Raw genomic sequence first — 22,466 nt, 5'->3', positions numbered from 1 at the left:
AATTATCAATAAATTCTGTAAACTTTTTAGCAATAGTTGTAACCTTCCCCTTTTCATGACAATAAAAAAAATCGAATAGATAGCTATTCATCTATTCGATCTTTCATCTGTTTCAATATTTTCTTTTCCAGTCTGGAAACTTGTACTTGCGAAATGCCTATGCGCTCCGCTACTTCTGATTGGGTTTGATCTTTATAGTAACGCAAATACACAATTAGACGTTCTCGTTCATCCAATTCTCTAATTGCTTCTTTTAAAGCAATTTTATCAAACCATTTCGTTTCCGATTGATCTGCAATTTGATCTAAAATAGTAATTGGATCTCCATCATTTTCATACACAGTTTCATGTATTGATGAAGGAGCACGACTCGCTTCTTGCGCCAGAACAACTTCTTCTGGTGTTAGTTCCAGAGCCTCCGCTACTTCATTAATCGTTGGAGCCCTTCCGAACTCTTTCGAAAGCTCGTCCCTCATCTTTCGAATTTTGTTTCCTGTTTCTTTTAAGGATCTGCTTACTTTCACTGATCCATCGTCACGTAAAAATCGTTGTATTTCACCAATAATCATTGGAACTGCATATGTTGAAAATTTCACGTCGAAAGATAAATCAAATTTATCTACCGATTTTAAGAGCCCAATACATCCAATTTGAAATAAATCGTCTGGTTCGTATCCTCGATTAAGAAACCGTTGCACAACCGACCATACGAGACGCATATTACTTTGAACGATTGTATCTCTCGCTTGTTGATCTCCATCTTGACTTTTTTGAATTAACGCTTTTAGCTCGTGGTCCTTTAACTGAGGTTTCTTCTTCTCTTTTCTGACCTCTATGTCCATTGGCTATTCTCCTTAATTGCATAGAGCGTTACTATTTGATAAGTACTTTGTCAAATGGATTGTTGTCCCGAAAGATTCGTTTGAAATAACTTCTACTTCATCCATAAAATTTTCCATGATAGTAAATCCCATTCCGGAACGCTCTAATTCAGGTTTAGTTGTAAAAAGGGGTTGTCTTGCTTCATCTAAGTTAAAGATACCAATCCCTTCATCTCGAATCGTGAGTTTCACCATTGCTTCTTCCAAAATCACTGAAATATAAACAACACCTTCTGCATTTCCTTCATACCCATGAATAATTGCATTTGTAACCGCTTCTGACACAACTGTTTTAATCTCTGTTAATTCTTCCATCGTCGGGTCTAATTGTGCAATAAAAGCAGCTACTGTAACGCGAGCGAACGATTCATTCTGACTTAACGCTGAAAATTGAAGGTTCATTTCATTTCTCATTTATGCCACCCCCAACGTCGCGAGCGCGTGCGCTTCACTTTCTTCTAAACGAACAATTTTGAATAGGCCTGACATTTCAAATAAACGTTTAACAGGCGGTGAAATTGCACAAACAACCATCTCTCCACCTAATCCCTTTACATGTTTATATCGGCCTAATATAACACCTAAACCAGAACTATCCATAAATGATAAGTTCTCCAGGCTCAAAACAATATGATGAACACCATGTGTCTCAATCATATCTGTTACTTTCGTTCGCAACTCTTCAGCAGTATGATGATCTAATTCACCCTCCAGCCTCACACATAAGACGTCACGTTTTACTTCTAAATGCATGGAAAGACTCACACGATTTCCTCCTTATGCTCAAACTTTACTCATTAACATAAGATTTTCGTGATATAAAATAAGAATCCTTCCTACTGACAAAAGAAGAACTATTTCGTCATAATGTGAAACCGTTCAGCAATTATTCCCGTACATACGAACAGAAAAGCGGCAAAATTTTTGCCGCTATTTTGATGTTGAAAACATCCCAAAACTTCTTTTAAATAACTCCCACCAACTCGCTGCAGCAACATCTTCTTTCGCTACAATAGTTTGTTTTAATAAAACATCTTTATCTTTTTTAATGACAAGTGTGCCAAGCGCGTCACCTTTTTTAATCGGTGCCTTCACTTTCTTTTCAGCGATTACTTCTTGTTTTACTTTGTCCATATTTTCGCCCTTCTTCATAAGAAGAGATACGTTATCTGACGCAACTAAATCTACTTTTTCTTTTTTCCCTTTTCCTACTTGTACAGTCTTAATTTTTTCACCACGTGTATACAATTTCTTTGTCATATATTGTCCAAATGCATAATCAAGAAGCTTCGTTACTTGATTGTTCCGCTCTTTTGATGTAGGTGCTCCCATAACAACTGAAATGACACGCATTCCATTCTTTTCAGCTGATGCAGTTAAACAATATTTTGCTTCTGTCGTAAAGCCCGTTTTCACACCATCTACTCCAGGATAAAAACGTACTAACTTATTCGTATTAACAAGCCAAAACTTCTTATCCGTATCCTCACGTAAATAGTCTTCATATTTACCTGTGTATTTGCGAATAAGTGGATACTTCATCAATTCTCTCGCCATTATAGCCATATCATTTGCTGTAGAATAATGATCTTTGGCCGGGAGACCTGTTGGGTTTTGAAAATGTGTATTTTTCAGTCCTAAATCTTTCGCTTTTTTGTTCATCATATTTACGAATCCTTCTTCTGAACCAGCGATATGCTCAGCTACTGCAACAGATGCATCATTTCCAGATGCAATGGCAATGCCCTTTAGCATTTCATTTACGGTCATCTCTTCCCCAGGTTCTAAAAAGATTTGTGATCCACCCATTGAAGCTGCGTGTTCACTTGCTCTAACTTTATCGGTCAGTTTTAGTTTTCCTTTTTCAACTTGTTCCATAATTAATAGCATTGTCATAATCTTCGTCATACTGGCAGGTGGTAACTTTTCATTCGGATTTTTATCAAATAAAACTTTACCTGTATCTTGCTCAATTACGATTGCTGACGACGCTTGTTCCGCTAACTTCGGCGTGGTTTCTTCTGTTTTCTCCTGCTTCGTTTTCTCAGATTGTGCAAAACTAACTGAAGTACCAGAAAGAAATAACATGAAACAAACAAGTATTCCAAAAACTCGCTTCATGACTAACCCTCCATTCTATATCAGACCTATTTTTTCCAATTTATTCATTTTTAATACCATATTTTTCTATCATTTTCAGTTGACAAATAAATTCATTACTTATATTGTATTAAGTGTATTACATACAGTAGTACACTTAATACTCATCAGGAAGGAGACATTGCTCTTGCATATTCAAATTGATCCAAGAAGCAACACTCCGATATGGGAACAAATTGTTCAAAATATAAAAGAACTCGTATTAAAAAACATGTTAGCTCCACGTGATAAGCTCCCTTCTGTACGCGAGCTCGCTTCTTTACTCGTTATAAATCCAAATACAGTAAGCAAAGCTTATCAAGAATTAGAGCGACAAGGGATTATTGAAACATTACGAGGAAAAGGAACATTTGTATCCCAATCGATTACCCCAACATTAGACGAAAGGAAAATCGCTATGGTTGAAAAGCTGTTTCATCAATTACTATTAGAAGCCTCTTACCTCGGGATTACGAAAGATAAAATTCATGATTGGATAGATTCATACTACAAAGAGATTGGAGGAAATGCAGATGCTGAAAGTGACAAGCTTGAAGAAAACAATTGATAATCAAACGATTTTAGAAGATGTTTCTTTCACATTACAAAAAGGTAGTATCGTCGGATTACTAGGAAGAAACGGTGCGGGAAAAACAACTTTATTACGAACGATGGTCGGTATTTTAGACCCTGATGCAGGGACTGTTACATATGAAGATACAAACATTCATCAATGTCCTGAAATAAAGCAAAAAATCGTATACGTTCCAGATTCTACTAACATACTGAACGGCTATACGATAAAAGAAATTGTAAAGTTTTATAAAGCCGTTTATACAGCATTTGATGAACAGTATTTCTATGAACTGTTAGAACGCTTTAACTTACCAAACAAACGAATTCGTAGTTATTCAAAAGGAATGAAAGCACTGCTCGCCATCATTTTAGCCGTTTCTACAAAGGCCGAATATATCATTTTAGATGAACCGACAAATGGGCTGGATCCTATCGTTAAAAGGCAAATCCTCCAATTTCTCGTTGGAGAAGTTGCAGAAAAAGAGATTACTATTTTCATCTCAACTCATCATTTAGATGAAGTTGAACAAATTGCCGATACAATCATTATATTAAAAGGTCATACCATATCTTCTATTACATCACTAGACGATGCAAAATCACAATTTGCCAAAATACAAGTAGCTTACGAACGATCACTACCTCAAAAACTAGAAAATTTAAGCAATATTAAAATATTAAACCAAACAGGAAAAGTATATACAATCTTAATTGAGGGAAATGTGGCTACAACACTGGAGAAGTTTTATAAAGAGCAACCAATTCTCATTGAAGAATTAACAATGTCGCTTGAAGATGTCTTCGTTACGACACTTGAGGAGGATGGGTATGTTTCATAAAGCGTTGTGGATGTGGAATTGGAAGCGCGGGAAATATGCTGTGTTACTGTTTTTCTTTAGTTCACTTTATCTTTTATCTTTCGGATACTTTAGAGCAGCCGAGCGACAACTTGCTGAATATCACGATTTACAAGAAAAGGGAACGTACTATTATTCCTATTCTTTTGGGTTAGGAGAAAGTAATAGCTTTTCGTTAACTGTTCTTATCATTGCTTTAGCTTGTTTATTGATGGGATGGGAACGTAGTAACCAGTCTAATACTTTACTTATGACGATGCCATTTAAAAGAAAAGATGTTTTTTTATCTAAATGGGCTTTTGGTTCATTTTGTATTGCAGGCTCATTACTTATAAATTGGATCCTTATGTATGTTATTTATAGAACAACAATCCATTTTGATTATCAATCATTTGGACCATTTCATCGATACTTTCTTTATGCAATTGTCTCTTATGTTGCAGTATATACAGCTGCATTATGTATCGGTACTTTTACTGGAAGCGTTGTTTCGCAAATCATTTTTTGTATTCCGTGGCTTCTAATGGGGCTTACATTTATTCCATTAGTGTACACTTTTACAATAAACCATTTAAACGCTACAGATACTAGAAATAACAACTTGTATGAACAACTTCATGAAATCAATCAAAAAACAAATATAGTTGCACCAATATATAATTTCACGATTTATTACGATTATGATCCTGAATTACGTAAAAAAGAAAAGGACTCAACTACTTTAAGAGATCCAGCATCTTATCACTATTATTCAGCTAAATCGATGTTAGTCCCTATTTTTTATACAATAGTTAATTTACTACTTGGCGCATATTTATATACACGATCGCCAAATGAAAACACTCAAAAAATATTTATTTTCCAAAAACATTTAAAAATATGGGTATGGGGGACAACCATTTACTTTGCATTACTAGGTGGCTATAAAATAAATCAATTTAATTTCTTACTTAACTACTATATCAGTTTGCTTCTCGCTGGAATCATTACTTATTTTGTACTATCACGTCTAACAAATTATAAAGTTTTTTAAAGGAGGGAGCCTATGTTTCAAAAAGCACTATGGCTAAGAACATATCAACAAAGTAAATATGTTGTGTGGTTGTTTTGGTTCGTTAGCTTCTATACTTTATCATATAAATACTATATGGCTTCTATTCAACAGCTATACTTTCTAAATGACAATAAAAAGTGGAACTATGTATACCACTACAGCTTTGATTTAACACTTATAGACCCTGTCCTACTGTTAGGTAGTGTACTTATCGTTCTAGCTTGTACATTAATTGGTTGGGAAAGACAAAATAACTCTAGTGACTTGCTATGGTCTATGCCATATAAACGTTCACACATCTATATAACAAAGTGGTTGTTTGGGATCTGCAACATCGCAGCAATCATCGTATTAAACTGGGGACTATTCGCCATTATGAAAAAAACAACTTTTCATAATAAATATCAAATATTTTCACCATTTCATACTTATTTTCTATACATGTTAATTGTGTTAATCGCTATTTATACGCTTGCATTATGTATAGGAACAATTACTGGGAATATTCTCTCGCAGGGACTTCTTACTGCAGCTATATTCATGTTTCCATTATTATTTCCATCCCTTATCTCAGCGGTCATCGCTGTTCACTCGAATACTGACTTTCATGAGGACAATGGTAATATGCATCGTGTTATGGAAAACATACGCATTTCGGGTCCAGCAGAAAATTTTCATATTAGATTTGATTATAATCCACAAAATGCTTATACCGATAATGATGGAGTGCGTCATAATGAACCGAACTTTACAGAAATCCCTTCAGTAAAAACATTGATTGGACCTATTGCACATGTCATTATTTTATTACCACTCGGTATATATTTATATGTTCGTTCAGTCAATGAGCGGAATGGTAGTTTCTTACTATATCCAAAGCTTCAAAAGATATTTATGGTCTGCGCTATTTTCTGTATCGGAATTAGCGGCGGTTTAATAATTGGTGGGACCCATTCGTTGCTTAATTTTTACGTTGGTTTATTCGGAACAAGCATAATTAGCTATTTTCTTCTATCTAAAATATTGAGATTGAAGGTCTCTTGGAATTTCAAATAAAATAACCTCCTCACTAAGAGGAGGTTATTTCACATTCTCTCTCCTATCTCCATACACCATCTCTTCTTTCATCCCAAACCCATCACCATTTTGCACAATTTGCTCTGTCGGTGCAACTACACTTTCAGCAATTTTCCATTCCCCGCGCTCTTTCATAAATACTTGCAGAAAATAGTTCATGCCATTTAGCTGATATGCATTTTCTTTTTTCACATTATAGTGCACCGCAATGTAGTACACTTGAATGTTTTCTTTCCCTGCTTTTGATACGTATTGCGATAATCTTGGAATGTACATTGATGCTTTCTTAAATGGTAAGTGCTTCGCTTTAACGAGCGATGAACTTGTTACATTACGTAATGTGTCCTGATTACGAATGTTATCACTATGATGAAATAATACTGCATTTTGCATAGAACGAACCCATAATTTCGAATACAAGACAGTATTATCATTTTCAATATACTTCACTTCTTTTTGCACCACTTGAATAGGGGTATCGGCGTGCATGAATGTATTAAAGCATAAAAAGCTTCCAAGTAAAACGGTAAGTGCCGCAATATATTTCATAATCTTTCCTCCGATCTTTTTAATTAAAGTATCGGAGTTTCAAAATATTTTTATTCAAAAGAAAAAGGATAGGAAAGCTCTTGCTTCCTATCCTCATTTATTATAAGACGCGGCCAAATAGTTCTAAAACCATTTCTATCTCTTGGTCGCTCCAACCTTTAAATCTCTCTTTATAATATTCTTTACGCACAGCTTCAAGTTTTTCAGTTACTTCTCGTCCGTTTTCTGTAATTTCTAAGTATACGATACGACGGTCTGAATTTGATCTCTTTCTTTCAACAAACCCTTTTCGCACGAGACGATCTGTTACAGCTGTAATATGACTGGAGGTTACGTTTACTTCACTCGCAATTTGCGAAGCCATCTGTGGACTTTTTAAAAATAACGCACGTAATACAGAGAATTCATTATATGGCATATGCTCTGAAAAACGTGTATTAATATCATTTTGTAATAAACGTATCATCTTTCGAAATGATGCAGATAAATCTAAAATCAGTGTTTCTCTATTTTCGTTCACTAGCCTCGTCCCTTTTTTATCATATTTATACATATTATAATCTATAAATACCTATGTTGTATATGCTTTCTTCCCTTAACATTCTCATTTATGTAACTTTTTTCATACGATTTTCTTTTTTGTTCACACATATACATGTAAAAAAGGATGGTGAGCATAAATGCAAAGTGGAATGAATCCGTATTTACATAATATCCGTACGACAAATACTGGTAAAGAAGCTACTATTACTGTACAAGGAGAAGGCATTATAAAAGCCAAACCAAATGTTGTCATATTGACACTGGGCATTCGAACAGATAGTAAAAATGTAAAACAAGCACAAGAAGAAAATGCAGTGCAATCGAAACAATTGCTTGATGCACTCAAACAGCTAGGTATTGCCGATAAAGATATAGAAACCATTTCTTATACGATTACCCCTCAATACGAATATGTAAATGATAAAGCCTTACTACAAGGCTACCGTGTGGAGCATTTGTATGAAATTACCGTTTTAAATGTACAAAAAGCAGGGGAAGTATATGATATAGCCGTTACGAATGGTGCAAACGTAGCAAAAGGGTTACGTTTTCGAATATCTCATCCAAATAAATATTATGAGCAAGCTCTCATTCAGGCTCTGCACCAAGCAGTAGAAAAAGCTCGTGCTATTGCGAGTACCTACAATTTAAACATTAATCCTGTTCCCCTCTCACTCGTTGAAGAATCTGCCCAATTACCACGGGAGGTTGCATCCTATGCTACTTTACATGCACAAGCAGCCCCGCCCATTCAATCTGGAGAACTAGAAATTATTTCAACCATACGAGCCATTTTTACGTATTTATAAATAATTTCGTTTATAAGTAAACGTTATCATTTTCGTTGTTGTAAAAACATGATGTTCTGATATAATAAAGGACGGTGAGCTCTTACAAAAGAGATATCACGGGTGGGAGAGGGATATGAAAAAGAAGGTTTAACATGAAAGGAATACTTGAAAGAACATTTAAATTAGACTTACACCAAACATCACCAAAACAAGAAGTTTTAGCTGGAGTCACGTCATTTTTCACGATCGTTTATATTATGATTGTAAATGCGTCAATCTTATCAGATGCCGGCATTCCTCTTGAAGCTGGAATTTTAGCAACTGTTTTTAGTTCATTTGTCGGATGTCTACTTATGGCATTTTGGGCAAATGCACCTGCTATTCTTGTCCCAGGTATGGGTGTAAATGCATTCTTCACGTACACTGCTGTGCACACGCTCGGTCTAGCTTGGCAAGAAGCATTAGCAGCTGTTTTTATCGCCGGTATTATTTTTGCAATTGCTGCTTTTACACCGATTGCTCGCGTGCTTTCGGTATCGATTCCAAGGTCATTAAAGGAAGCGATCACTGTCGGTATCGGGTTGTTTTTAGCTTTCATCGGCTTGCAAAAAGGTGGTTTAGTCGTTTCGCATCCTAATACTGCTGTTGCAATGGGGAAATTAAGTAGTCCTGTCGTTCTTGCAACACTACTTACTCTTATTGTGGCACTTGTGCTATTTGTGCGTAACGTACGTGGAAACTTTTTATGGACGATTGCAATTGGAACTGGTATTGCATGGCTATTTGGCCTTGTTGATACGAGTCAAGTGGGAAATAGTTCGTTTTCATTCGCTAATTACGGCGATGTGTTTGGAGCTATGTCATTTGGGAAACTTTCTTCCTTACCATTTTGGATTGCAACATTCTCCTTAAGCATGGTGCTTATTTTTGAGAACATGGGACTACTGCACGGTTTATTAGAAGATGACCGTAAATTCCCACGTGCTTACCAAGCAAATGCAATTTCAGCAATGACATGTGGTCTATTTGGCACAAGCCCTACCGTTTCAACAGTAGAGAGTGCCGCAGGTATTACTGCAGGCGGAAAAACAGGTCTGACGTCTATCGTTACAGGGTTGTTATTCTTCGCGTCACTGTTTGCTCTTCCGTTTGTCAAACTAATTCCTGATAGTGCCATTGCACCAATCTTAATTATTATTGGCGGCCTGATGATTACAAGCATTCAACAAATTCCTCTGAACGACTTTTCAGAAGGATTTCCAGCGTTTTTAATTATCGTTATGATTCCGCTCACATATAGTATCGCTGATGGCATTGCGTTCGGATTTATTGCTTATCCTATCTTGAAAGTTGCTCTTGGAAAGCGTAAAGAAGTCGCACCGTCCATGTATATCATTACATGCTTATTCTTAGCCATGTTCGTATTACACGCTATTGGCTAGTAAAAAACACCGAGGAAACCTCGGTGTTTTTTACTTAAACCAACCTTTTTTATAAAACCAAGCCATCATGCCCCCGCCAATTAACGCCATAATTAATAGACAAATAAAGTAACTATACTTCCCGCCAAGCTCTGGCATATGTGAAAAGTTCATGCCGTATACCCCTGCGATAAATGTTAACGGCATGAAAATAGTTGAGAAAACAGTTAATGTTTTCATAATATTGTTCATATGGTGGGAGTTCAGTGAAAAGTAACTATCTCGAATATCTGCTGTTAATTCACGGCTTGCTTCAATCATCTCTGTCAGTTTAAGCAAATGATCATGTATATCTTTAAAATAAATTTCATGATCGCTTATACCGTAAAAACGAGTTGAATTTAAAATGCGGTACAATAAATCACGCATCGGAATAATCGTACGCCTTAGTTTAGATAAATCTGTACGAATATCAAATACCTCTTCTAGCACACTTCCTGCTGTCTCACCCGTTAAATTATCATCAATTGCATTTAAATGGTCTTCAATGTAATAAACAGGTGCGAAATAATCATCTACAATTTGGTCAATAATTGTATGTGCTACATGTAAAGGACTCTTCTTAATACGTTTTTTCTCACCGAGCGTTTTCCATACTCTTTCAATCGCATTATTATGAGAGAAGTGGAAAGAGACTATATATCGATCACTAACAAATAAATCGATTTCATGCGGTTCTAATCCGTCTTCTCCGAATGCATGGAGAACTAAAAAGTTATATCCATCATAAAAATCTACCTTTGGTCTCTGTACATACTCTACACAATCTTCAATCGCAAGGGGATGGAACTTGAAGTGATCTTGTAAAATATATGTATACTCCTCTTTCGTCGGCTTATATAAATCAAGCCAATACCATACGATGTTTTCTTTTTTCGTGTCTTCCAGCGAAACATCATATAAAACTTCATTTTTTTTCGTTATTGCACAAATTCTAATCATAATTTCACCCATTATTATTATAAACAAAAAATAGTAAAAAAAGCCAAGGAGAAATCTCCTCAGCTTTTTTTTATTACTTCGTTACAATACCGTGTACTAAAGTTGGTGCATCTACGTGGTCTTTAGCGATTTTCATGTTCTCATAAATTTTCGCTTTTACATCTTCAACATTTTCGCGGTTTGCGTAAATTGTAACAAGAGAGTCACCTTTTTTCACGCTATCGCCTACTTTTTTGCGAAGCATTAGACCAACTGCTAAATCAATTTCAGACTCTTTCGTTGCACGCCCTGCTCCTAAAAGCATTGCTGCTGTTCCGATTTCATCTGCAACGATTTCCGATACGTAACCGTCTTCTTTCGCTTCTACTTCAATTTTAAATTGTGCTTGTGGCAATTTAGAAGGATCATCAACAACAGATGCATCGCCGCCTTGCGCTGATAAGAACGTTTTAAATGATTCTAGCGCTTTACCATTGTTCATTACTTCAATTAACTTTTCACGCGCATCTTCTAAAGATGAAGCTTGTCCAGCAAGGTACACCATCTGACTTCCAAGCGTTAAACATAACTCTTCTAAATCTTTCGGTCCTTTACCTTGTAATGTATCAATTGCTTCTTGTACTTCTAATGCGTTACCAATTGCTTCACCAAGTGGCTGACTCATATCAGAAATAACCGCCATCGTATTACGACCAACGTTATTACCGATGCGTACCATTGCTTCAGCTAAACGTTTTGCATCTTCATCCGTTTTCATAAATGCTCCTGCTCCAGTTTTTACATCAAGAACAATTGCATCTGCACCAGCAGCAATTTTTTTACTCATAATCGAGCTTGCAATAAGCGGAATTGAGTTTACTGTTGCCGTTACATCACGAAGTGCATACAATTTTTTATCAGCTGGTGTTAAGTTTCCACTTTGACCGATAACAGCAATTTTATTTTCATTTACAAGACGCATGAATTCATCATTTTCAATTTCCACATGGAATCCTGGAACTGCTTCTAATTTATCAATTGTACCACCAGTATGTCCTAAACCACGTCCAGACATTTTCGCTACCGGTACACCTAAAGCAGCTACTAATGGACCTAATACAAGTGTCGTTGTATCACCAACACCACCTGTTGAATGCTTATCTACTTTTACCCCTTCAATGGCTGATAAATCAATTGTATCACCGCTATTTACCATTGCCATCGTTAAATCTGCACGTTCTTGATCATTCATATCTTGGAAGAAAATTGCCATTGCCAGTGAACTTACTTGATAATCAGGAATATCACCATTTGTATATCCTTCAATAATAAAGTTAATTTCTTCTGTCGTTAATGCTTGTCCATCACGTTTTTTTGCAATTAGGTCCACCATTCTCATTGTGAAGTCACCCCTTCATTTGTTTTACGATTGCTTTTACTAATGCTAAGAAGTTTGCTTTAACACGTTCTGTCGTTTCAATTACTTCATCGTGGTGAAGTGGCTGATCTAAAATACCAGCTGCCATATTTGAAATACAAGAAATACCAAGTACTTTCATACCAGCATGACGAGCTACAATTACTTCAGGTACTGTTGACATACCAACTGCATCTCCGCCAAGTGTACGAAGCATACGAATTTCAGCAGGTGTTTCATATACAGGACCTGTCATTCCAACGTACACACCTTCTTGTACTTTAATGTTTAAGTCTGCTGCAACTTGTTTCGCCATTTCGCGAAGTTCTGTCGTATATGATGTAGACATATCAGGGAAACGTACACCCATTTCAGAATCATTTGGTCCGATTAATGGATTCGTACCCATGAAGTTGATGTGGTCTGAAATTAACATAAGGTCGCCTGGCTCGAATGATGTATTTACACCACCAGCTGCGTTCGTTACAACAACAGTTTCTACACCTAGTTCTTTCATAACACGAACTGGGAATGTTACTTTTTGCATGTCATATCCTTCGTAGAAATGGAAACGTCCTTGCATTGCTACTACAGGTACACCTTGAAGTGTACCGAATACTAGTTGACCTGCATGCCCTTCTACAGTTGATACTGGGAATTCAGGAATTTCGCTGTAAGGCACTGTTACCGCATTTTCGATTTCATCTGCTAATACACCTAATCCAGATCCAAGGATTAGTCCTACTTGTGGTGTTTCTTGAAATTTCTCTTTTAAGTATGAAGCTGATTTTGTAATAAGTTCACGATTCATTTGTTTATCCCCCTATTTCTTTAGCTCGTTTAAGAAGCTTGTTCCGTATTCTGGCATTTTCACACCGAAGTTTTCTGCTACAGTTGCACCAATATCAGCAAATGTTTGACGAAGTGCTAATTCTTGTCCGCCTTCTTTCATGCTTGGGCTATATGCTAATAACGGTACATATTCACGTGTATGATCAGTACCAGGATGTACTGGATCATTACCATGGTCTGCTGTAATTAATAATAAATCATCTTCTTTAAGTTTTTCGAATACTTCTGGAAGACGTGCATCATACTCTTGCAGAGCTTCTCCATATCCTTGTGGATCACGACGGTGACCGAATAATGCATCAAAGTCAACTAAGTTTAAGAAGCTAAGACCTGTAAAGTCCATGTTTAATGTATCTACAAGCTTATCCATTCCATCCATGTTAGACTTCGTACGAAGTGATTCCGTTACCCCTTCGCCATCATAAATATCAGAAATTTTACCGATAGCAATTACATCGTAGTCACTATCTTTTAATTCATTCATTACCGTGCGGCCAAATGGTTTTAATGCATAGTCATGACGATTTGGTGTACGTGTGAATTTCCCTGGTTCTCCAACGAATGGACGAGCGATAACACGTCCTACCATGTACTTCTCATCTAACGTTAGTTCACGGGCAATTTTACAAATTTTATATAACTCATCAAGTGGCACTACTTCTTCGTGTGCTGCAATTTGTAATACGCTATCAGCAGACGTGTACACGATTAAAGAGCCTGTTTCCATTTGCTCTTGACCAAGCTCATCAAGAATTTCTGTTCCAGAAGCTGGCTTATTACCGATAATTTTACGGCCTGTTTTTTCTTCTAATTCATCAAGTAATTCTTTTGGGAATCCTTCAGGGAATACTTGGAATGGTGTATCAATGTAAAGGCCCATAATTTCCCAGTGACCTGTCATTGTATCTTTACCGGTAGATTTCTCTTGCATTTTTGTATAATATCCAAGCGGTTTCTCTACTTTAGAGATCCCTTTCATTTCACGAATATTACCAAGACCTAATTTCACCATGTTTGGCATGTTTAATCCATTCATATGTGCAGCGATATGACCAATTGTATCAGAACCTAAATCACCAAACTGCTCAGCATCAGGTGCCTCACCGATTCCTACAGAGTCCATCACGACTAGGAATATACGTTTATATTTATTCATAACTGCAACCTCCTATATGTTCAGTTCTACTTCTTGTAGTATGTTCAAAACGCTATAAAGTGAAACTGTTATCAATGGGAATTATCTTTCGTCCTCATTATTAAACAGTACTGCTTTAAATCATTCTCTAACTTTTTCGTTTTACTTTCAAACGAATCAAAAACATTTCTAGTTTTTTCTAAGTCAGATGTCAGACATCTGATATTGATATCATAACATGTTTACGCTTTCTTTTTAATACATTTTCGTAGAATTTCTTATTTTATTCACACTTCTATTGTAATCCATTCTGCGAAGAAGTGCTAATTATTTTATAACATATTTCCTAATATAAAAATAAAAAGCAGCTCTAAAGAGCTGCTTTTTATTTTACTTCTACTGTTTCTTCTTTGTGTTCATGTAATTCGCCTTTTCTTACATGAACTTTCACTTTATAAGCACCATTCTCTTTGAAAGTATACTTACTTTCATATTCGCCTTTATTCCCCTCTTTTGCTGGAATAAATTCATGCTTTTCAACGCCGTCTTTCCAAATTTCAAGTTGTACTTCAGCACCAGTTAGTGCCTCTTCTTTTTGTTTTAAATGAACTTTCATTGTTGACTCAGCATTTGCTTTAATATCACCAGCCATAAGGTGTATCATCGTATCACTTTTATGGTCTCCATGGCCTTCTTCTTTTTTCGCATCTTCAACTTTTGCATTTCCCACAGCCACTTTTACTTCTGGCATAACATGCATTTCACGTGCATTTGTATGAGCAATAATATGATATACTCCATCAGTTTCGAATGTTTTCTCTACAGCATAAACACCTTTTCCTTTATGCTTACCGTCTAACATCTCGTGTTTTTCGTCGCCTGTTTTCCAAATTTCAAACTTTACATCATCAGCATCCGTTACTTTTTCTTTTCCTTGTGTAACAAGTGCTTGTACTTCTGTTTTTTCACCAGGTTTAATTTCCTTCGGATTCGTTTGAACTGCTACTTTTACAGCTTCAAGTTTCTGTTCTTTTTTCGGTTCTTCTTTGTTTGTATTACAGCCAGCCAATGCTAGCATCGCGATAAATAACGTCATAATAAGTTTTTTCATCATCATTTCCTCCTTCATACTTTCTTTAGTATAGAGGAAAAACATTGTAATATTCCAGTCTTCTGCTGAAAACAATATACGAAATGTTTGTGAAGTTTCTGTGAAACGATTTACTCTTCTTAATCTATGAAAAAAGAGCATAATAACTATGCTCTCGGATGAAACTGTTTATATACATCTTTTAATCTAGCTTTTGAAACATGCGTATAAATTTGCGTCGTTGAAATATCTGCATGTCCAAGCATTTCTTGCACGGCACGTAAGTCTGCCCCATTTTCTAATAAATGCGTAGCAAACGAGTGACGTAACGTATGCGGTGTAAGCTCTTTTTCAATATTTGCTTCTTTCGCTAATCGTTTTAAAATTTTCCAAAACCCTTGTCTTGATAATCGATTACCATGATGGTTTAAAAAGAGTGCATCTACTGCTTTTTTACCCATCAGTTCTCTTCTTCCTTTTTCAATATACTTTTGAATTGCTTCCGTTGCTAAGCTTCCTAATGGAATAATTCTTTCTTTATTCCCTTTCCCTATGCAGCGGACAAATCCCATAGTCAAGTGTACATCTTCTAAATTTAATGCAATTAATTCTGAAACACGAAGTCCTGTTGCATACAATAACTCCAACATTGCCTTATCACGAATCCCAAAAGCGCTCACCGCTTTCGGAGTCTGAAGTAATGCTTCTACTTCGTCAATCGATAATACTTTTGGTAATTTCCGTTCCCCTTGCGGCGTTTCAATATGTACCGATGGGTCATGCTCCACCGCTCGTTCACGAAGTAAAAATTGGTGAAACGAACGAATCGATGCAATATGACGTGCCAATGTTTTTGAAGATTTTCCGTTTTCTTTTAAATACTGCAAAAAGTTAACAATGTGTATGCGCGTCACTTCATGGAATGTCTTCGTCTGTTCTACATTTTGCAAATACTTCACATAGCTTTTCAAATCACGTTCATAAGATACAACTGTATTTTTCGCTAACCCTTTTTCAACAATCATATAATGAATAAAATCTTTTAATTGATCTTCCAATATACACTACTCCCCATTTTCATAGAAAAACATCATTCTATTTACGAAAGCATCCTTTGCCGGCTCCTCATTCCCTGATACTTTTTCTACAGTCTCTTCTTTTGGCTTTTCATAACGATGGTAACTTTCATATTCTTCATTTATCCATAGTATAGCGAAATAAAACAAAATCGTACAACTCGTAAATAATAAAAATACTTTCATCCCATCAAAAGTTAATTTTAAAGCTCGGCGCATTGTAAATTCCTCCAAAATATAAGTTATTACAACATATGCCAAGCTTTCACCAATTTATACCTTATTCAAATAAAAAACCTCTTCCTAGTTAAATAGGAAAAGGTTATTTTTCATCCGTTTCATTTTCTTGACAATTTTTACAAATCCCATGGAATGTTAAACGATGATCTTTCACCTTAAAGCTCCAGTCTCGTTCTACTTTATTCTCCACTTCACCAAGTAAATCTTCTTGTATTTCTTGTACAGCACCGCATTGTGTACAGATTAAATGATGGTGGAAACGCTGTGCACCTTCCTGGCGTAAGTCATAGCGCGAAACACCGTCTCCGAAGTTAATCTTATCGACAACTTTTAACTCAGACAATAACTCTAAAGTTCGATAGACGGTTGCTAATCCGATCTCTGGCGACTTTTCTTTTACAAGGAGGTATACATCTTCTGCGCTTAAATGATCTTCTTCATTCTCTAGCAGCACACGAACTGTTGCTTCACGTTGTGGTGTCAATTTATAGCTCGCTGCATGTAATTGCTTCTTAATTCGTTCAATTCTTTCTTCCATTCGGTACTACTCCCTCCTCGCCACTCTTACACCATTATATCAGAAGAAGGGCTTCTGTCAAAAGAAAAACAATAAAAACAAATTGATAATTATTCTCAAAAAGTATTTATTGTTTGTTAATAGCCTCCACGACTTCTTTCATTAAAACTGGTGATGCATATGCCTCAACACTAGAAGCAAGAGCTAACACCGCTCCGATCACTAGAAAGAAACATGTATAACGAATTAATAATGGTAATAGTGGCTCGGTTATTTTCCTAATAAACTGATGTCTAATCATGCGTAAGGAAAAGCTTGCAGCAATTGTTGTCATAATGAGAAATACAGGAATTATAATTAAATTTTGCGGCAATACAGACACAAACGCTAACAATAATCCATTCCATCCGTGCTGACTTACTAAAAAACCTACTGTAAATCCAACAACTACTCCTTTTAAAAATAATAAGATGAAAATGAGTGGTAACCCAATAATCGAAATCCCCAAAATCCAAATAAAGCCGATGTATTTTAATTGCGAAAAGTAACTTTCTCGAAACATTTCGCCCGCGATTGCAAATTCTCCTTTAGAAACTTGTCCAAAAAAACGTTGTAAATAAAATGATAAATCTTGCTTTTGGTTTATTTGTAAACTATTCACAAGAATCGCTCCAAATATTACCCCCATCAATAATAAAACAGCATTAAATATATATAATGAAGAGTTTTCCTGTATGTGAGACATTACACGGTCTTGCCAAGTTTTTCGCCACATTTTCCTTCCCTCCGTTCACACTCTTACTAAAAATGTATGAAAGAAAGAAAAAAAGTATGACGAATTAACATTGAAATTCCGCTCTACTTTGCTAAACTAAATAGTAGAGAATAGGAGGGATTTCTCTTGAAACCATTATTATTAGATTTTCCAACGTTATTTCAAACTGAGCGATTGCAAGTACGTAAGCCGTTTCCGGGTGACGGTACAGAAGTATATGAAGCAATCCAAGCTTCTCTAGAAGACTTATTACCGTGGATGCCAATTACAGCTGAAACAGAAGAGAGTGCGGAAGAAATTGTTCGCGAAGCTCACGGACAGTTTTTACTTCGTGAAACACTTGATTTTCACTTATACGATAAAGTATCTGGTACATTCATCGGAGCTATTACTCTTAAGCCTGAAAACTGGGACATTCCAAAGTTTTCACTTCACTTCTGGTTACATAGCGCCTATACAAAACAAGGCTACATGACTGAAGCTGTTAAAGGTGCGATTCAATTCGCTTTTGATAAGCTAGGTGCTAGAAGAATTGAAATTCGTACTGATGCAACAAACGTGAAAGCATGTAACTTAGCAGAACGTCTAGAATTTATTTTAGAAGGTACTATGGAAAATGATTTCCTAGCACCAGATGGTAGCTTACGCGATGCACGTGTATATGCAAAAATTAATTAAAAAAACACTCGCCTAAGGCGAGTGTTTTATTTTTGTAATTGTAAATATTGCACAGCGAACATCGTCTTCGCATCATGAATGCGAAGGTCTTTCATAAGATCAATGGCTTCTTCTAATGACACTTCCATTAACTCCACAAATTCATCTTCATCTAAAGCTGCTTTATTTTCTTTTTGTTTTAACCCTGTCGCCTTATATACATATAAAATCTCATCTGCAAAGCCAGGTGATGTATAAAAAGATGTAATAAGCTCCATATTTTCACATACATATCCTGTTTCTTCTTCTAATTCACGAACTGCTGTTACTTCTGGCTTTTCTCCAGGTTCTAACTTCCCAGCAGGGATTTCCACAATTGCCTTTTCAAGAGCTTTACGATACTGCTCGACAAGTACAATTTTCCCTTCATCAGTAATAGCAATAATAGCAACTGCCCCAGGGTGATTTACGATTTCACGTTTACTCATTTCTCCATTTGGTAATACTACTTCATCAACACGAACTTTTATAACTCTACCATCAAAAATCGGTTCAGTTTTTACTGTTCTTTCTGCAAGATTACTCATACTACTTCATCTCCCTGTTCTATTTCCTATTCTTTACTCATACATTTTACCACATTGAAAGGAGCGTGATAGAAATGAAAGTTTATATTTTACCAAATCGCGTCACTTTAGTCGGAAAAGCATGGCAAATTCGTCATAAACTAAAACAATACGGCAAAGAGTATACAACTGTACAAGAGTGGATTAAAGCAAGTAAAAAGTAAACATTTGTCAACCTCTTTTCCCTTGCGTACAATAAAGATAAGGAGGTTGACCTATGAAAAAACGTCAATTAGGAAATTCAGATTTGTTTGTTACAGAAATGGGACTTGGCTGTATGTCTCTCGGTACATCTGAAACAGAAGCTATGGGCATTATCGATGAAGCAATCGATTTAGGAATCAATTTTTTTGATACAGCGGATTTATATGATTATGGATTAAACGAAGAATTTGTCGGAAAAGCATTGAAGGGAAAACGAGACCAAATTGTTCTTACAACAAAGGTTGGAAATCGATGGACAGAAGAAAAAAACGGCTGGTCTTGGGATCCTTCTAAGGATTACATAAAGGCTGAAGTGAAAGAAAGTTTACGTAGACTTCAAACTGATTATATTGATCTTTATCAACTTCACGGCGGGACGATTGAAGATCCTATAGATGAAACAATTGAAGCCTTTGAAGAATTAAAAAAAGAAGGTATCATTCGCCATTACGGTATTTCTTCTATACGTCCAAATGTCATCCGAGAGTATGCCAAACGTTCAAATATCGTTAGTGTACTAATGGAATACAGCCTTTTAAATCGTCGCCCTGAAGAATGGTTCCCACTTCTAAATGAACATCAAATTAGCATTATTGCTCGTGGACCACTTGCAAAAGGAATTCTAACTGACAATAATGCAAGAAAGATAGAAAGAGTAAAAGAAAAAGATTACCTTTCTTATTCTTACGATGAATTATATACGACACTCGCGAGTGCAAAAGAAATAATCGGGGAAAGCTCTTTAACAGGAACAGCTATTCAATATTGCTTACATAACGAAACTGTTGCAGCTGTTATACCTGGTGCAAGCTCTATTCAACAATTGCAGGAAAATGTACAGGCTAGCCAACAGTTATCTTTAACAAAAGAAGAATATGTACAACTTCAAAAAATTGTTAAGTATGATTCATATGCTTTGCATCGCTAAAATATTGATACCGATAAAAGCAAAAGACTGCCCCCAACACTAGGCGGCAGTCTTTTTTTATAACGTATCATATTTATCAGGATTCGTTCCTACATGTAAATTACGATTTAACGTATTAATTTGATCCATCTCTTCTTCAGTTAATGAGAAATCAAAAATAGTAAAGTTCTCTTTAATACGAGATGGCGTAACAGATTTAGGAATAGTCACAATCCCACTTTGAATATCCCACCTTAATATAACTTGTGCAGGTGTCTTCTCATATTTTTTAGCAATATCCTGAATAATTGGATGCTGAAATACTTCGCCGCCCCTCATTAAAGGACTCCAAGCTTCCATTTGAATTTGCTCACCTTGACAGAAATCACGCAATTCAAATTGTGCTAACATTGGATGAAGTTCCACTTGGTTTACCATCGGCTTCACTTTGCAATTTGGTAATAACAGTTCTAAATGATGTCTATGAAAATTAGAAACACCAATGGCACGCACTTTACCTTCTTCGTATAGCTTTTCTAGAGCACGGTACGTATCAACATACTTCCCTCTTATCGGCCAATGGATTAAATATAAATCTACATAGTCCATTTGTAATTTCTTTAAACTTTTTTCAAACGCCTCAAGAGTCTCCTCATACCCTTGATCGTCGTTCCAAACTTTTGTTGTAATAAACAAGTCTTCGCGCGGGATTCCAGATTCACGAACTGCTTCTCCGACACCGCTTTCATTTTCATATACAGTTGCTGTATCAATCGAACGGTATCCAACTTCTAACGCTGTTTTTACTGCTTGTTTAACTTCGTCGCCTTCTTTCGCTTTATAAACGCCTAGACCAATCATCGGCATTTTCACACCATTATGAAGTGTAGTTGTTGGAATATGCACAGTCTTTCTCCCTTTCATTCTTACATTTTTATAAACCATAACTTTATTTCAACAAGATTCATTCAAAATGTCAAAACATACGTACAGTTTACATAATAATTTTATACCTCTTTAGAAAGTAACATGAACTCAGTCGTTCACGTTACTTTCTATCCATTCTTTCGCTTTTTCATCAACATCACGTACAAATTCATTTTTTCCTTCTGTATACAACGTGCCATCATATGTATATTTTTCAGCTAGTTCTTTCTTTAAAGTCGCATACGCTTCTGCTTCTTCACAATGAACCATCATATAATCACGAAATGCTAAATGCCTTGTAATCTCAGGATTTCCTTTTTCAAATACATGCAAATGATACGAGCGTTTCTCCTCAGTTCCATGAATAAAAAAACGACGACCTGAAATACCATTTTCTCCTTTCACAATGTAACCAAGCTCATCAAACTTTTCATTCCAATGATCTACTCTTTCAATACTATCTACTTCCATTATCATATCAATGATAGGCTTTGCCGCAAGTCCTGGCACTGATGTACTACCAATATGATGGATTTTCACCGTTTCTGGCATTGCCAATTTTAATCTTTCGGCCTCCATTTGAAATTTCTCACTCCAATGATTTTCATACGGAACGACTACAATTTTCCTCATTCTAACTCCCCTTTTCTTACAAACTCGTCAAAAAAATGATCAGTGGCATCTCACTGATCATTTTTTATTATTTAAAGTCTTTCCAAGTAAGGTTACTTTCACTTAACAGTTCTTCAAATGATTTATTCTTTTCACGTTCTTTTTGTTCTTTACGTTTTCTTTCTTGCTCTGCTGCCTCTTTTTTCTCTTCTCTCACTTGCAACTCTTTTTTCTTATTCTTTAATTGTTGCATTAACGAATCGTTCAATTGATCACCTAGTGTAAGCGATTCTTTCTCTGGTTGATTCATTTGAGAGTGTCTTTGCATTTGTCTTTGCTTCTTTTTCTTCATACTACTCACCTTTTACTTTTTTCTCCATTATAGAGGATACACAGTGAAATCGACAATAAAAAAGGTGTATTACTACCCGATTCTCTATTATTCTTTTTTTGTAAATATGTTAATTTTTCGAAAAAACTAAATTTTATTGTAGATATAATCCTAGTAATCTATTAAAATTATGTCGTATGATGTCAGATTATAAAAAAAGGAGAAATTAAT

28 protein-coding genes are annotated in these 22,466 nt (G+C 35.8%); 9 read left to right on the top strand and 19 right to left on the bottom strand.

What is annotated here, in order from left to right; genetic code table 11:
* Positions 1-83: 83 nt before the first annotated feature.
* The 4 genes from sigF to dacF all read right to left on the bottom strand — a co-directional run bounded on the left by sigF (position 84) and on the right by dacF (position 3,002).
* Positions 84-842 carry an RNA polymerase sporulation sigma factor SigF gene (gene sigF, locus JDS80_RS02255; RefSeq protein ID WP_071746962.1) on the bottom strand — a complete coding sequence of 253 codons (759 nt, stop codon included), beginning with the start codon at positions 840-842 and terminating at the stop codon, positions 84-86.
* A gap of 12 nt (positions 843-854) precedes the next feature.
* A complete protein-coding gene (gene spoIIAB / locus JDS80_RS02250) occupies positions 855-1,295 on the bottom strand; it encodes an anti-sigma F factor (RefSeq protein ID WP_001243400.1) in 441 nt (146 codons plus the stop codon).
* The gene (gene spoIIAA, locus JDS80_RS02245; protein WP_000059128.1) at positions 1,296-1,646 is read right to left on the bottom strand and encodes an anti-sigma F factor antagonist; all 351 of its coding nucleotides are present in this window, start codon (positions 1,644-1,646) and stop codon (positions 1,296-1,298) included.
* A 165-nt stretch (positions 1,647-1,811) separates the two neighbouring features.
* Positions 1,812-3,002: a serine-type D-Ala-D-Ala carboxypeptidase DacF gene (gene dacF, locus JDS80_RS02240; RefSeq protein WP_071746963.1), complete on the bottom strand. Its 1,191-nt coding sequence runs from the start codon at positions 3,000-3,002 to the stop codon at positions 1,812-1,814.
* 166 nt (positions 3,003-3,168) lie between these two features.
* On the opposite strand from dacF, the gene JDS80_RS02235 reads away from it, so the two are divergent.
* From JDS80_RS02235 to JDS80_RS02220, 4 genes are read left to right on the top strand one after another with little or no spacing between them, the layout of a single operon-like run.
* Positions 3,169-3,588 (top strand): GntR family transcriptional regulator, encoded by a 420-nt coding sequence (locus JDS80_RS02235; RefSeq protein ID WP_199636956.1) that lies wholly within the window; start codon positions 3,169-3,171, stop codon positions 3,586-3,588.
* The gene (locus JDS80_RS02230) at positions 3,554-4,435 is read left to right on the top strand and encodes an ABC transporter ATP-binding protein (protein ID WP_199636954.1); all 882 of its coding nucleotides are present in this window, start codon (positions 3,554-3,556) and stop codon (positions 4,433-4,435) included. The genes JDS80_RS02235 and JDS80_RS02230 overlap by 35 nt, the downstream gene beginning before the upstream one ends.
* Positions 4,425-5,486 (top strand): ABC transporter permease, encoded by a 1,062-nt coding sequence (locus JDS80_RS02225; RefSeq protein ID WP_199636952.1) that lies wholly within the window; start codon positions 4,425-4,427, stop codon positions 5,484-5,486. The genes JDS80_RS02230 and JDS80_RS02225 overlap by 11 nt, the downstream gene beginning before the upstream one ends.
* Positions 5,487-5,498: 12 nt before the next feature.
* A complete protein-coding gene (locus tag JDS80_RS02220) occupies positions 5,499-6,563 on the top strand; it encodes an ABC transporter permease subunit (protein ID WP_199636950.1) in 1,065 nt (354 codons plus the stop codon).
* A 24-nt stretch (positions 6,564-6,587) separates the two neighbouring features.
* Here the strand turns inward: JDS80_RS02220 and JDS80_RS02215 are convergent, their stop codons facing one another.
* Entirely contained in the window at positions 6,588-7,133 is a 546-nt protein-coding gene (locus tag JDS80_RS02215; RefSeq protein ID WP_199636948.1) for a hypothetical protein, read from the bottom strand.
* Between the two features lie 100 nt (positions 7,134-7,233).
* Complete coding sequence (locus JDS80_RS02210) at positions 7,234-7,653, bottom strand: MarR family winged helix-turn-helix transcriptional regulator (protein WP_001004995.1); 420 nt, start codon at positions 7,651-7,653, stop codon at positions 7,234-7,236.
* 160 nt (positions 7,654-7,813) lie between these two features.
* On the opposite strand from JDS80_RS02210, the gene JDS80_RS02205 reads away from it, so the two are divergent.
* Both JDS80_RS02205 and JDS80_RS02200 read left to right on the top strand, forming a co-directional pair.
* Positions 7,814-8,485: an SIMPL domain-containing protein gene (locus JDS80_RS02205; RefSeq protein ID WP_071746969.1), complete on the top strand. Its 672-nt coding sequence runs from the start codon at positions 7,814-7,816 to the stop codon at positions 8,483-8,485.
* A 134-nt stretch (positions 8,486-8,619) separates the two neighbouring features.
* Positions 8,620-9,909 (top strand): NCS2 family permease, encoded by a 1,290-nt coding sequence (locus JDS80_RS02200; protein ID WP_199636946.1) that lies wholly within the window; start codon positions 8,620-8,622, stop codon positions 9,907-9,909.
* A 30-nt stretch (positions 9,910-9,939) separates the two neighbouring features.
* Here JDS80_RS02200 and corA read toward each other — a convergent pair whose 3' ends face one another.
* The 9 genes from corA to spoIIM all read right to left on the bottom strand — a co-directional run bounded on the left by corA (position 9,940) and on the right by spoIIM (position 17,971).
* Complete coding sequence (corA, locus tag JDS80_RS02195) at positions 9,940-10,902, bottom strand: magnesium/cobalt transporter CorA (protein WP_071747015.1); 963 nt, start codon at positions 10,900-10,902, stop codon at positions 9,940-9,942.
* Between the two features lie 61 nt (positions 10,903-10,963).
* Positions 10,964-12,268 (bottom strand): pyrimidine-nucleoside phosphorylase, encoded by a 1,305-nt coding sequence (locus JDS80_RS02190; RefSeq protein WP_071746971.1) that lies wholly within the window; start codon positions 12,266-12,268, stop codon positions 10,964-10,966.
* A gap of 7 nt (positions 12,269-12,275) precedes the next feature.
* Positions 12,276-13,097 carry a purine-nucleoside phosphorylase gene (locus tag JDS80_RS02185; RefSeq protein ID WP_071746972.1) on the bottom strand — a complete coding sequence of 274 codons (822 nt, stop codon included), beginning with the start codon at positions 13,095-13,097 and terminating at the stop codon, positions 12,276-12,278.
* Positions 13,098-13,109: 12 nt separating this feature from the next.
* Complete coding sequence (deoB, locus tag JDS80_RS02180) at positions 13,110-14,294, bottom strand: phosphopentomutase (protein WP_199636944.1); 1,185 nt, start codon at positions 14,292-14,294, stop codon at positions 13,110-13,112.
* Between the two features lie 364 nt (positions 14,295-14,658).
* Positions 14,659-15,387, bottom strand: a complete 729-nt coding sequence (locus JDS80_RS02175) for a FixH family protein (RefSeq protein ID WP_199636942.1) — start codon at positions 15,385-15,387, stop codon at positions 14,659-14,661.
* 143 nt (positions 15,388-15,530) lie between these two features.
* A complete protein-coding gene (gene xerD, locus JDS80_RS02170) occupies positions 15,531-16,421 on the bottom strand; it encodes a site-specific tyrosine recombinase XerD (protein WP_000390077.1) in 891 nt (296 codons plus the stop codon).
* Positions 16,422-16,427: 6 nt separating this feature from the next.
* The gene (locus JDS80_RS02165; protein WP_001250436.1) at positions 16,428-16,658 is read right to left on the bottom strand and encodes a YqzK family protein; all 231 of its coding nucleotides are present in this window, start codon (positions 16,656-16,658) and stop codon (positions 16,428-16,430) included.
* A 103-nt stretch (positions 16,659-16,761) separates the two neighbouring features.
* Complete coding sequence (gene fur / locus JDS80_RS02160; RefSeq protein WP_000392654.1) at positions 16,762-17,217, bottom strand: ferric iron uptake transcriptional regulator; 456 nt, start codon at positions 17,215-17,217, stop codon at positions 16,762-16,764.
* Positions 17,218-17,323: 106 nt separating this feature from the next.
* Positions 17,324-17,971 (bottom strand): stage II sporulation protein M, encoded by a 648-nt coding sequence (spoIIM, locus tag JDS80_RS02155; RefSeq protein ID WP_000269098.1) that lies wholly within the window; start codon positions 17,969-17,971, stop codon positions 17,324-17,326.
* A gap of 126 nt (positions 17,972-18,097) precedes the next feature.
* On the opposite strand from spoIIM, the gene JDS80_RS02150 reads away from it, so the two are divergent.
* The gene (locus JDS80_RS02150; RefSeq protein WP_199636940.1) at positions 18,098-18,649 is read left to right on the top strand and encodes a GNAT family N-acetyltransferase; all 552 of its coding nucleotides are present in this window, start codon (positions 18,098-18,100) and stop codon (positions 18,647-18,649) included.
* A 26-nt stretch (positions 18,650-18,675) separates the two neighbouring features.
* Here the strand turns inward: JDS80_RS02150 and JDS80_RS02145 are convergent, their stop codons facing one another.
* A complete protein-coding gene (locus JDS80_RS02145; protein WP_000067049.1) occupies positions 18,676-19,215 on the bottom strand; it encodes an NUDIX hydrolase in 540 nt (179 codons plus the stop codon).
* A gap of 74 nt (positions 19,216-19,289) precedes the next feature.
* On the opposite strand from JDS80_RS02145, the gene mciZ reads away from it, so the two are divergent.
* Positions 19,290-19,418, top strand: a complete 129-nt coding sequence (gene mciZ, locus JDS80_RS02140) for a Z-ring formation inhibitor MciZ (protein ID WP_071746975.1) — start codon at positions 19,290-19,292, stop codon at positions 19,416-19,418.
* A gap of 53 nt (positions 19,419-19,471) precedes the next feature.
* On the top strand, positions 19,472-20,386 hold the full coding sequence (locus tag JDS80_RS02135) for an aldo/keto reductase (protein ID WP_071746976.1): 915 nt from the start codon (positions 19,472-19,474) through the stop codon (positions 20,384-20,386).
* A 57-nt stretch (positions 20,387-20,443) separates the two neighbouring features.
* On the opposite strand, the gene JDS80_RS02130 is transcribed toward JDS80_RS02135, so the two are convergent.
* From JDS80_RS02130 to JDS80_RS02120, 3 genes are all read right to left on the bottom strand, one after another.
* Positions 20,444-21,271, bottom strand: coding sequence for an aldo/keto reductase (locus JDS80_RS02130; protein WP_071771584.1), 828 nt, complete (start codon positions 21,269-21,271; stop codon positions 20,444-20,446).
* Positions 21,272-21,400: 129 nt separating this feature from the next.
* A complete protein-coding gene (locus JDS80_RS02125; protein WP_071771585.1) occupies positions 21,401-21,925 on the bottom strand; it encodes a GrpB family protein in 525 nt (174 codons plus the stop codon).
* A gap of 67 nt (positions 21,926-21,992) precedes the next feature.
* The gene (locus JDS80_RS02120; protein ID WP_002122262.1) at positions 21,993-22,256 is read right to left on the bottom strand and encodes a YqkE family protein; all 264 of its coding nucleotides are present in this window, start codon (positions 22,254-22,256) and stop codon (positions 21,993-21,995) included.
* Positions 22,257-22,466: the final 210 nt, after the last annotated feature.

Origin of the sequence: Bacillus cereus group sp. N8 (assembly GCF_016483685.1) — a bacterium.
GTDB lineage: Bacteria > Bacillota > Bacilli > Bacillales > Bacillaceae_G > Bacillus_A > Bacillus_A proteolyticus.
This window is presented reverse-complemented; position numbering and strand designations above follow the sequence as displayed.